12 protein-coding genes are annotated in these 10,806 nt (G+C 68.1%); 7 read left to right on the top strand and 5 right to left on the bottom strand.

Translation table 11 applies throughout. The annotated features are described in order from the left end of the window. Positions 1-35: 35 nt before the first annotated feature. Positions 36-590, top strand: a complete 555-nt coding sequence (locus tag ACZ5Z0_RS02095; protein WP_464109678.1) for a GNAT family N-acetyltransferase — start codon at positions 36-38, stop codon at positions 588-590. Between the two features lie 186 nt (positions 591-776). On the opposite strand, the gene ACZ5Z0_RS02100 is transcribed toward ACZ5Z0_RS02095, so the two are convergent. Beyond that, positions 777-1,391, bottom strand: a complete 615-nt coding sequence (locus ACZ5Z0_RS02100; RefSeq protein ID WP_464109679.1) for a class I SAM-dependent methyltransferase — start codon at positions 1,389-1,391, stop codon at positions 777-779. A gap of 311 nt (positions 1,392-1,702) precedes the next feature. Here ACZ5Z0_RS02100 and ACZ5Z0_RS02105 point away from each other — a divergent pair, with 311 nt between their 5' ends. Beyond that, on the top strand, positions 1,703-2,134 hold the full coding sequence (locus ACZ5Z0_RS02105) for a LexA family protein (RefSeq protein WP_138769442.1): 432 nt from the start codon (positions 1,703-1,705) through the stop codon (positions 2,132-2,134). 5 nt (positions 2,135-2,139) lie between these two features. Beyond that, entirely contained in the window at positions 2,140-3,432 is a 1,293-nt protein-coding gene (locus tag ACZ5Z0_RS02110) for a Y-family DNA polymerase (RefSeq protein WP_464109680.1), read from the top strand. A gap of 56 nt (positions 3,433-3,488) precedes the next feature. Here ACZ5Z0_RS02110 and ACZ5Z0_RS02115 read toward each other — a convergent pair whose 3' ends face one another. Beyond that, on the bottom strand, positions 3,489-4,367 hold the full coding sequence (locus ACZ5Z0_RS02115) for an AfsR/SARP family transcriptional regulator (RefSeq protein WP_464109681.1): 879 nt from the start codon (positions 4,365-4,367) through the stop codon (positions 3,489-3,491). A gap of 427 nt (positions 4,368-4,794) precedes the next feature. Further along, positions 4,795-5,472, bottom strand: a complete 678-nt coding sequence (locus tag ACZ5Z0_RS02120; protein WP_464109682.1) for a DedA family protein — start codon at positions 5,470-5,472, stop codon at positions 4,795-4,797. A 255-nt stretch (positions 5,473-5,727) separates the two neighbouring features. Between ACZ5Z0_RS02120 and ACZ5Z0_RS02125 the strand changes: the two genes are divergently transcribed. The 4 genes from ACZ5Z0_RS02125 to ACZ5Z0_RS02140 all read left to right on the top strand — a co-directional run bounded on the left by ACZ5Z0_RS02125 (position 5,728) and on the right by ACZ5Z0_RS02140 (position 9,085). Beyond that, positions 5,728-6,099 carry a cupredoxin domain-containing protein gene (locus tag ACZ5Z0_RS02125; protein WP_464109683.1) on the top strand — a complete coding sequence of 124 codons (372 nt, stop codon included), beginning with the start codon at positions 5,728-5,730 and terminating at the stop codon, positions 6,097-6,099. Continuing rightward, complete coding sequence (locus tag ACZ5Z0_RS02130; protein WP_464109684.1) at positions 6,096-6,548, top strand: hypothetical protein; 453 nt, start codon at positions 6,096-6,098, stop codon at positions 6,546-6,548. Before ACZ5Z0_RS02125 ends, ACZ5Z0_RS02130 begins: the two co-directional genes overlap by 4 nt. A gap of 89 nt (positions 6,549-6,637) precedes the next feature. Then, complete coding sequence (locus ACZ5Z0_RS02135) at positions 6,638-7,387, top strand: CDP-alcohol phosphatidyltransferase family protein (RefSeq protein ID WP_464109685.1); 750 nt, start codon at positions 6,638-6,640, stop codon at positions 7,385-7,387. A gap of 198 nt (positions 7,388-7,585) precedes the next feature. Further along, positions 7,586-9,085, top strand: a complete 1,500-nt coding sequence (locus ACZ5Z0_RS02140; protein ID WP_464109686.1) for a sensor histidine kinase — start codon at positions 7,586-7,588, stop codon at positions 9,083-9,085. On the opposite strand, the gene ACZ5Z0_RS02145 is transcribed toward ACZ5Z0_RS02140, so the two are convergent. Beyond that, complete coding sequence (locus ACZ5Z0_RS02145) at positions 9,033-9,743, bottom strand: response regulator transcription factor (RefSeq protein WP_464109687.1); 711 nt, start codon at positions 9,741-9,743, stop codon at positions 9,033-9,035. The genes ACZ5Z0_RS02140 and ACZ5Z0_RS02145 overlap by 53 nt on opposite strands. Further along, the gene (gene ligD, locus ACZ5Z0_RS02150) at positions 9,740-10,774 is read right to left on the bottom strand and encodes a non-homologous end-joining DNA ligase (protein WP_464109688.1); all 1,035 of its coding nucleotides are present in this window, start codon (positions 10,772-10,774) and stop codon (positions 9,740-9,742) included. Before ligD ends, ACZ5Z0_RS02145 begins: the two co-directional genes overlap by 4 nt. Positions 10,775-10,806 lie beyond the last annotated feature (32 nt).

A 10,806-nucleotide genomic window follows, 5' to 3' on the forward strand; every position in this document is an offset into this window, starting at 1 on the left:
CCGGGAACCGCAGCGTCGTCGACTAGGCTCTTGGGATGCCTCACCTCATCGCTCCGGACGTCCGCTACCACTCCACCTGGCTGGAAGGATCCGCGGAATTCGACGGCGCCCACCGGGACGGCGGGGGCGCGGAGGACTGGTCCCTGCAAGAGCTCCGGGACGCGGAGTCGTTCGGCCGCTTTGTGGAGGCCCGCCTTCTGGACGCCCTGCCAGAGAGCCCGCGGAAGCCGGGCTATGTGCCCTGCACGTATTTGTGGATCATGGACGGTGGCACGTTCCTCGGCTCACTTGCCATCAGGCACGAACTCAACGATTTCCTTCTCAACGAGGGTGGCCACATCGGCTACAGCGTGAGGCCCTCCGCGAGGCGCCGCGGCCACGCGGCGGCGGCGCTGGCCGATGCCCTGCCGATTGCCCGGGACCTTGGAATCGCGCCGGTCCTGCTCACCTGCGATGAGGACAATGCCGGCTCGCGGGCGACTATCGAAAAGAACGGCGGCGTCTACGAGGACAGCCGCAACGGCAAGCGCCGCTACTGGATCGATACACCCGCAACGGGCGCGCCCCGGACGACGTCGACCAGCGCGTGAGCCGCCAGCCGGCGGCCGCGTCGGGTTGCCCCAGGTCCGTCGCAAGTTTTCCCGGGCCGGCCGCCCAGTAGCGAACTCGCCCATGAAGGTCCTGCGCGGGCGCCACGGTCTAGCCGCACCGCGGCGCCTTTCATCCGCATGCCGGATCCAAGGGGAGTCACTGGGCGGGGCTGTTAACGAGCCGAGCTAGTCCACTTCGAGGACGAAGAAGATGAAGGACAGGAAGGCCGACTTCTCGCCGCTGAGGATGCGCGGCGGAAGGAGTTCGTGTGGCGTGTCCGGAGCCGGTTCAGGTTCGCTCACGGTGGCTACGCGGTACCCCGCCGACGTGAAAGCGTTGAACATCGCGTGGAGCGGCCGGTGCCAGAACGTCAGGACCGCGGGCTCGCCGTCGAACTCGTAATCCTCCGAATACTCCCGGATGGCGAAGTAGTCCTCGGTTGGTTGGGTGACCACGCTGACTGTCGGGTGGTTGACCGACAGGATCAGGCGACCGCCCGGCTTGAGCACGCGACGCAGTTCGGCAAGCGGTGCCGACCAGTCCTCCATATAGTGCAGGACCAGGGAGGAGACGACGTCGTCGAAGGAGTCATCGGCGAAAGGGAGCGGCTTGCTGAGGTCGGCCAGGTGCAGGTCCGCGGTGGCGCCCAACCGCTGTCTTGCCAATTCCAGCATCGCGGGGCTGGCGTCGAAGCCGGTCATGATTGCGCCCTTCGCGCTCAACGCCGCGGACAGGGGCCCGGAGCCGCACCCTGCGTCCAGGACCCGGTGGCCGTCGACGTCGCCGGCGAGCGCGATCATCGCAGGCCGCTCGTAGTAGGCGTTCAGGAGGCTGGCCTCGTTCTCTGCGGCGTAGCTCTCGGCGAAGCTGACACGCCTAGCAGCTTTTATGCCTCATCGAGGATGGGTATGATCCCATCGTTTCCCGCCTCGGGTCACGGGGCGTCAGGACGAGCAGATCACCCACGTCACAGTTCAGGGCGCTCTCCTACTATGCCTGGGGACCACGCGGCAACGCGGAACTTTTCGCACAGCTGACAGGCAACGTCGGTTCATTGTCAGCCCGCGGGGCTACACTTGAATTCGAAGATATGTTCGAATAAGGGTGTGTTGTGGGCGTAATCATCGGGCCGCGCGTGATAGATGCGGGCTCTTCCCTATTGTCGGTGCTGATCTCGCCGGTGCCGGTCGCCGCAGGCTATCCGTCGCCGGCCCAGGACTACTTTGACGGCAGGATCGACCTCAATGAACACCTCATCAAGGACATCACCAGCACGTACGTGGTGCGCGTGTCCGGGGACTCGATGGAGGGCGCCGGCATCAGCGACGGCGACGAACTTATCGTGAACCGGGCGCTGGAACCCCGCGACGGGAGCGTCGTCGTCGCCGTCCTCGACGGCGAACTCACCGTCAAGCGCCTCCGCCTGACGGCTCGCGGGGTGGTCCTGCAGGCGGACAACCCGCGCTACCCCGACATCCGCGTGCCCGCCCTCGCCGACCTCGTCATCTGGGGCGTCGCCACCCGGTGCCTCCACCATGTCTGAGCCCCATGTCTGAGTACCCGGCCCGGCGCGGCAGCATCGCCCTTGTGGACGTGAACTGTTTCTACGCCAGCGCCGAACGGGCCTTCGACCCCTCCCTGGAGGGCCGTCCTGTGGTGGTGCTGTCGAACAACGACGGTTGCGCGGTCACCCGCTCGCCCGAAGCCAAGGCCCTTGGCATCCCCCTCGGGGAACCCTGGTTCAAGATCGCCCCGCGGGCCAAGGAGTGGGGGCTCGTGGCCAAGTCCAGCAACTACGAGCTCTACGGGGACATCAGCGCCCGGGTGATGGAGCTCCTGGGCCGGTATTCGGCCTGGTTGGAGGTGTACAGCATCGACGAGGCATTCCTTGGCGTACGGGGCACTCCGGAGGAGCTGCTGCGGCTCGGCCACGCCATGAAGACGGCGGTCCGCCGGAACGTCGGCGTTCCGGTCTGCGTGGGTATCGCCGGCACCAAGACTCTTGCGAAGCTGGCCAACAAGTGGGCCAAGCACAACCCGGATTTTGACGGCGTCTGCCACTGGGACTCCGTTCCCGCGGCCAGGCGGGATCACCTGATGGCCCGCCTGTCCGTGATCGAACTCTGGGGTGTCGCCACCCGGCTGACCAAGCGCCTCAACGGGATGGGGATCCATACCGTGCTGGACCTCGCCCGGGCGGATCCGATCAGAATCAGGGACCGCTTCTCCGTGGTGCTGATGCGCACAGTCCTGGAGCTCCAGGGCACCCCCTGCATCCCGCTCGAAGAAGAACGCGTCGGACGTGACCAGCTGATCTTCAGCCGGTCATTCGCCACGCCCATCAACACCGCGGCCGGAATGCGCCAGGTCCTCGGCGTCTATGCGCAGCAGGCCAGCGCCAGGCTCGCCAGGCACGAGCTGCAGGCGTCTGTCCTTACCGCCTTCGCTGCCACGTCCTACTACAACCCCCGGGACAGCTCGCATCCCTCGGTCTGTGTTCGGCTGCCGATGCCCACCGCGGACCCGGTGCTGCTGGCCCGGGCGTCCTACGCCCTGCTCCCCCGGATCGACGACGGCGTGAAGTACGCACGGGCCGGCATCATGGTCACGGACCTGCGCCCCACCGCCCGCCAGGCTCCGCTGGCTGTCTTTGAGAACCCGCACGAGGAACGCGGCATCGGACCGCTGCTCGAAGAGGTCAGCCGCAAATTCGGCCGGGCTTCCATCGGCCTGGGTCACGCCGGTATCCGCGGCGGCCCGGACTGGACGATGAAGCGTGACATGCTCTCGCCGCGCTACACGACGCACTGGGACGAGCTTCCCGTGGTGAGGGCGGGCTGACGGCTGACGGCCCGGCACTCGCACCGCGCCGTCTGCGGCAGGGGGTTCGTGGCCCGTCAGACGGCCGCGCGGACCCGCTGAAGGAATGAATCCAGAATCCGCCCGGCGTTCTCGTGCAGCCGGTCTTCGGACGCAAGGCGCTGCGGTCCGGCACCCTGCAGCCTCTCGCCGAGGAAGAGCAGGGCTGCGAGCACTTCGGAGAGTTCGGTGTTTGCCTCGGCACGCTGCCGGAGGAGCCTCAGATGCACCGCCTGCAGGGCAGGACCCGGCGAGCAGGCCAGGTCGCGGTCAAAGAGGCGCCGGCAACGGTCATAGGCGGACAGGCCCTCGACCGGCAGTCCGGCAAGTTCGTATGCCGTCACCAGGACCGTCCACGCCCGCTCATTGAGCGGCTCCGCCCGGACGGCGACCTGCGCCCAGCGGATGGCCTCGTCGTGCCGTTCCAGGAGGGACGCAGTCTCGGCAGCGAAGATCATCGCAGCGACACGTTCGGCCGCGTGCCGGGCGCGGGCCTCTTCGGCCCAGTCGGCGACGAGTTCGAATCCGAGGAGCGGTTCGGCGGAGAGTTCCAGCGCCTCGAGCAGGAGCGGATACGCATCGGCCGGCTCCGCAAGGTTTGCGGCGCGGAGCAGGCTGCGGAAGCGGGAAAGGTCCAAGTCCACGAGCTGCGGATCCAGCACATATCCGCTGTTGGCGGTGCGGAGCGGCCCTGTCTTGGTCTGTCCCGGCTGAATCGCGCGGCGGATGCCGCTGACGTAGCTCTCCAGGGTGGCCACGGCCCCATCGCTGGCACTTGGACCCCAGAGGATTTCGATCAGTCGGGTTTTGGAGACCGGGGTGCCCAGATTCAGCAGGAGAATCTCAAGAATGTGCCGGGGTTTGCACCCGCCCAGATCCGCGGCAGTGAGCGCCAAGCCGTCGCGGCGGATTTCCAATGATCCAAAGAGTCGAACGGATATCGATGGTGTTGCTCCCGGCAAATTGTTCACGATGTTCTCCGATTTCCCCAGGTAAAACGATTTAAATCGCGTCATTCAAAGGCCGAAGTAGAGACGGAACAGTGCGGGCTGAAACCCCTGTTCTAGCCGACCCCATAAAGCCACCGTGACACGATGAACATTGGGCAACAAGCATGGAAACTACCCGACTTTCGGGGGAATAAAAGACGGGTACCGGGGCTAGTACCGTTGAGTAAGCGCGGGAGCAGATATGTAAGTAATCGTGGTCCGGGCCAAGTAGGCCTATCCGGGAAACAGGGCCGCTTCAAGTATTCGCGGAACCTCACCTGCAACATTCGCAGACTCGCCAATCACGTAGCCGGAGCGCGCCCGCGGGCCCGGAAATGGAAGGTGGACGTCGGCCCTATTTGCCTGCCGAGGTGCTGCTGCCTGATTTCCGCCGGCGCAGGGCCCTGGCGACAACCCACGCCACCAGGGCGGCGATGGCGCCGTAAACGGCGTAATTGAGGTACCGGGAGTATTGCTCGATCAGCTCGTACTGGGCTCCGAGTACTGCGCCCAGGCCGATCAGGAGCCCGTTCCACAGCCCGCTCCCGCCTACGGTGAAGAGGCTGAAGGTGAGCATGTTCATTTTCTGGGCACCGGCAGGAACGCTGATCAGGCTGCGCACGCCGGGGATCAGCCGGCCGAAAAAGATGGCGGGCTTGCCGTGGCGGTCAAACCAGTGCGCGGCCTTCTCGAAATCCTCGCGGTCTACCAACGGCAGCCGGGACAACCAGCGGATGGAGCGCTCCAGCCCCAGGCGGGCGCCGAGCCAATAGAGCAGCAGCGCCCCTACGTAGGCGCCGAGGGTGCTGGTGAGGAAAACGACGACCAGGTTCATAGATCCCTGGCGGGTGAGGAATCCGGCCAGCGGCAGGATGACTTCGCTGGGGATCGGCGGGAAGACTGTTTCTGCCAGGGTAAACAGCCCAACGCCCCATTCCCCCAGCGCATCGATGGCGCGGGCCGCAAACCCGACGATTCCGGTCAGATCCTGCGACTGTGCAGCTATCGGCACCATGACGGGCACGGACATCATTCGGACTCCTCGGGCGCCGCAGGACTCGGGTCATCCCCTACCCTGCCACACCCTCTCCCGCCACACCCTCTCCCGCCACACCCGGCCAGCCCGACGCCCCGACGCCCCGGGAAGATCTTCGGTCACGGTCGGGCGCCACAGGGAGGTGCCATTTGCCCGCAACGGGAGGAAAATTGGATCAAGCAGCTTCACTGCCAGAGCCACGAAACTCCAGAGCCACGAAGCCGGGTCGCACCGGGACAAGGGGTTTGCGCCATGAACACAGGAAATGCACGCGTCACGCTGCTGCTGTCGGCGGTCCTGCTGGGAGCGGCGGGTTGCGCCCCGGGCGGCGGACCAGCTGCCTCCGCTCCCGCAAGCGCCACCTCGGCCAGTGCGGCGACGGCCATCACCATTCGCGACTTCGGCTACGGGGCGCCGCTGGTGGTCCCCGCCGGGGCCGCACTGACCGTGACGAACATGGACAGCGCCGAGCACACCGTCAGCGCCGATGACGGCTCGGCGTTCGACGTCGAGGTCAAAGGCAGCGGCGGCACGGCCACCTTCACCGCACCGTCCAAACCCGGAACGTACGCTTATCACTGCCGGTACCACCCCAATATGCACGGAACGCTGACGGTCCGGTGAGCGTGCCAATCAGCCGCGGCGCACTGGACCGGGGACGGGCCCGGGACCTCGGCCTGCGGGCGCTCACGGCGGCGGCCCTGGTCGTGGACGCCGGGGTCCACATCCATCTCGCTCCCGGCTACCAGGCCGGATCCCCGCAAGGCATCGGCCAGGGCACCCTGTTCCTGCTCGAATCCGCGGCGGCGGCGTTGGCCGCCCTCGCCGTGTTGCTTCGCGGCAGCCGGGCCGCCTACGCTTTCGCCCTGCTCGTGGCGCTCAGCGCCTTCGCCGCCGTCATGTTCTACCGCTACGTAGACCTGCCCGCCTTCGGCCCGTTCCCGGCCATGTACGAGCCCGTCTGGTACTTCGAGAAGGCAGCAAGCGCCGTCGCCGAGGGCGCCGGAGCAGTCCTCGCCGGCGTCGGCCTGGCACGGACGCGGAGAACACCCCGCCGCTGGCCGGCGCGCTGACGACCGCCGGCGTCCGTCACTCGCCTGTCCTCGGTCCGTCCCCGTGTCCGTCACGAACGGCTCGTTGTTAGCATGGGGGCGAGGTGCCGATGCCAAAGAGAACCCCCCGCCGCGCGACGGCCGACGTGGCGGCCGTCGCGGCCGCTTACTTCGTCGCGGGTGGATGGCTCGCCTCCGTCCACGCCGCCGCCCCGATCTCCGGGTTCCTGGCCGTCGGGGCCGGCGCCACGGTCATGCTCCTCACAGCCGGGTCCATCCTGCAACGCAAACCCCGGGTGTGCGCCCCGGCTGACCGCATCACCCTGGTCCGGGTCGTACTGGCGGCTTGCTGTGCGGTGCTGACCGTCGCAGGCCTCCTTGGCCGGCAATTCCCGGCCACGCTCCTGGTCCTCCTCGGTGCCCTGGCGCTGGCGCTGGACGCCGTCGATGGCCCGGTGGCACGGCGCACCCGCTCCGCCTCCGACGCCGGCGCGCGGCTGGACACCGAAACGGACGCGGCGCTGACGCTCGTGCTGTCCTTCGCCGCCGCGGCGGTCGTCGGGCTGTGGGTGCTCCTGATCGGCCTGCTGTACTACGCTTTTGGCGCCGCCGGACGGTTCCGCCCGGCTTTGAGGAAGACGCTTCCGCCCTCCCGGGCCCGCAAGGCAATCGGCGCTTTCCAGCCGTGCGCCTTGTTGCTGGCGCTGACGCCCGGGATTCCGGCGGTTCCGTCGGCAGGGGTCCTGTTCGCCGCCCTTGCCCTGCTCCTGTTCTCGTTCGGCCGCGACGTCGTCGTGCTGGAACGGAGGGTTCCAGCGGAGCCCGTGGCCGCCGGAACCGCAGGCACTCTCGGCAGTTGAACGGAAGGTGCCGTCACATGGCCGCCGGACATGTGTCCGGCCGCGCACTGGTTGAGGAGAGTGCGCGGCCGGAATCTTTGGCGTCGGAGTACAACGGGGCCTGCCTCCACTGTCGCCCATTGCACCTGAGAGGACCCTGAGGACGATCCGGCCGGCTGAATGGTTGTCCCGGACCCCGAGTTGCACCATTCTTGGACCATGGAAGACGACGCGCCTGTTGACGGGACCGCGGACGCTGGGCGCGGCCGGACCCGCCCACCCCGGGGCACCGCCACCTGGGGGCTGCGGAAGCGTTCGACGGCGGTCGCCGTCGCCGTCGTCGCCCTCGCGCTCCTGCTCGGCAGCGTGGTGCTCCTGGGGCTGCTGCAGACCTCGCTGAGCGCCTCCACGGAATCCGCGGCACGGCGCAAGGCCCACGACGTCATCGCACAGGTCGAGGACCAGAACATCGCCGACGCCGGCGAGTACCTCTTCGCCACCGCGCACGCCGGGCAGGTCGTGCAGATCCTGGACCCCGCAGGGGCCGTCGCCGCAGCCTCCGACCAGGCCGCGGAAAGGGTCCCGCTGACGGCCCTGCGTCCCGCGCCGGGCCGGACCCTGACCGAAGAGGTAAGCAGCCTGCCCGGCGTCGACGGCGGGGACGATTTCCTCGTCGTGGCCACCGGCGCCCAGGTAGGGCCGACTGCGTACACGGTGATCGTCGCCTCGACCATCCAGCTCCAGGCGGACACGCTGGCCACGGTGGCGTGGTTCATCTTTGGTGCCACTCCGTTGCTGCTCGCGGTCGTGGGGGTCTCGGTCTGGCTGCTCGTGGGGCGTTCGCTGCGCCAGGTCGAGCGGATCCGCGGCCAGGTGGCGCGGATCAACGGCCAGCACCTCGACGGGCGGGTGGACGTGCCGCCCACGCACGACGAAATCCAGGCACTGGCCGTGACCATGAACATGATGCTGGACCGGCTGCAGGCGGCGGACCGGGAGCAGCGGCGCTTCGTCTCAGACGCCAGCCACGAATTGCGCAGCCCGCTCGCCACCCTGAGTGCCGGCGTCGAGATCGCCTCGGCCGATCCGAGCGGCGCGACTTGGAACCAGATGAAGGAGATCCTGGCCGGCGAAACCGCCCGGATGCGTTACCTCGTGGAGGACCTGCTGACGCTCGCCAAAGCCAATGACGGGGGCCTGCGGATCGACAACGCGGATGTGGACCTGGACGACGTCGTGGACCAGGAGGTCCGCCGGCTACGGTCCACCAGCACCCACAAGGTGACGGCGCGGCTCAGCCCGGCGCGGATCTCCGGGGACGCCCGGCGGGTCGGCCAGGTGCTCCGCAACGTGCTGGACAACGCGGACCGGCACGCCACCTCCCGGATCACGGTCACCCTCCGCACCGAGGCGGACGGGGCCGTACTGACCGTGGACAACGACGGCGATCCGATCCCCGCCGCTGACCGGAACCGCGTTTTCCAGCGGTTCGTCCGGCTTGATCAGAGCCGGTCCCGCGAGGGCGGCGGAAGCGGACTCGGCCTGGCCATCGCCGCGGGAATCATGGCAGCCCACCATGGCGCCATCCGGGCCACGGAAAGCCCCTCGGGCGGGTGCCGCTTCGAAATGACCTTCCCCGCCCAGCAGGACACCCCCTTGCCCGCCGTTATGCCCCGCACTGCCGAGAAGCCCCGGCCGCTGCGCTCCGGTCGGCGCTGAGCAGATAACCCATGCCACGGACCGTCGCGAGGCTTTGGACGCCGAACGGGACATCGATCTTGCGCCGCAAATAACCGATGTAGACCTCCACCACGTTGTCGCCGCCGTCGAAGGCCGGATCCCATACGTTGTCGAGGATCTCGGCCTTGGAGACCACCTGGTCGTGGCGGCGCATGAGGTACTGCAAGAGGCCGTATTCGCGTGCTGTGAGGCTGATGGCTGAGTCCCCGCGGCGCACGGCCCGGGTGACCGGGTCCAGGGTGAGGGTTCCCAACGTCAACACCACCGGCCGCTCGGGAGCGCCCCGCCGCACCAGCGCCCGGACCCGCGCCACCAGCACCATAAAGCTGAACGGCTTTGTAAGGTAGTCGTCTGCACCCAGATCGAAGGCGTCGGTCTCGTCATATTCGCCGTCCTTCGCGGTGAGCATCAGCACCGGGGTCCACACACTGCGTTCCCGCAGTTCGCGCAGCACGTCGTAGCCGTTCTTGAGAGGCAGCATCAGGTCCAGCAGGATCACGGCGTAGCTGTTCTCGGTGGCCGCGGAAAGTCCGCTCACGCCGTCGTGCGTGACGTCGACCACGAATCCCTCGTTGCTCAGGCCGCGCCGGACCGTCTCCGCCAGCGCCGCTTCGTCCTCCACGATCAGGACTCTCACGGCTGCCCCGGATCCTTGCTGCGGGCTCGGCTGGGCTGCACCCGCGTCGGTTCGCCCGGCATCTTTGGAAAGTCGGGCGGGAAGGGAAGTTCGCCAAGGCCCGCGGCTAGGTCGCGCTCCCACCACCCGAGCAGCGGACCGATGGAGCCCGGGCTGGCGTGCATGCCGGCCCAGGGGTCCCCGGTGGCTTGCAGCCGCCCCGGCACGGTGGCGACGGTGAACTGCAACGGGTCCGCGTCGTCCAGCTCGCCCCACTCCAGCGGGCAGGAGACGGTGGCGGCGGGCAGCGCCCGCGGGCTGTAGGCCCCCGCGATGGTGCGGTCGCGGTTGGCCTGGTTGAAGTCGACGAATACCCGGGTGCCGCGTTCCTCCTTCCACCACGCGGTGGTGACCTGATCCGGCATCCGGCGTTCGAGTTCGCGCGCGGCGGCGATGACAGCGTGCCGCACTTCGAGGAACTCATGCGTCGGTTCAATCGGTGCGAAGACGTGCAGCCCGCGGTTGCCGGAGGTCTTGATGAAGGCCGTGAGCCCCGCCTCGGCCAGCACTTTGCGCAGTTCCCGGGCGGCGGGCACGGCGTCCCGGAACCCGGTGCCTGGCTGCGGATCGAGGTCGATCCGCAGCTGGTCCGGGTTGTCCGGGTTCCCGGCCCTCGATGCCCAGGGGTGGAAGACCACGGTGTTCATCTGCACGGCCCAGACCGCGGCGGCAAGTTCATCGATCACCAGCTGGGGGTGGGAGCGGCCGCTCGGATAGACCACGTCCACGGCACGGACGAAGTCCGGGGCGCCCTTGGGCGGGTTCTTCGAGAAGAACTGTTCGCCGTCGACGTTGCCGGAGAACCGCTGCAGGGTGATCGGCCGGTCGCCGTTCGCGGCCAGGAAGGCATCCCCCACGGCGATCATGTAATGGGCCAGGTCCAGCTTGCTCAGGCCAGCCTCGGGCCAGAGCAGCCTGCTGGGACTTGAGATCCTGAGTTCCCTGCTGCCATCCGGCCCCTCCACGGAGACCGTTGTTTCTTCCCGCGCCATGAGGACAAGCTACCCCCGCGCGCTGCCCAGTG

The sequence above is a fragment of the Arthrobacter sp. T2-23 genome (assembly GCF_055398325.1).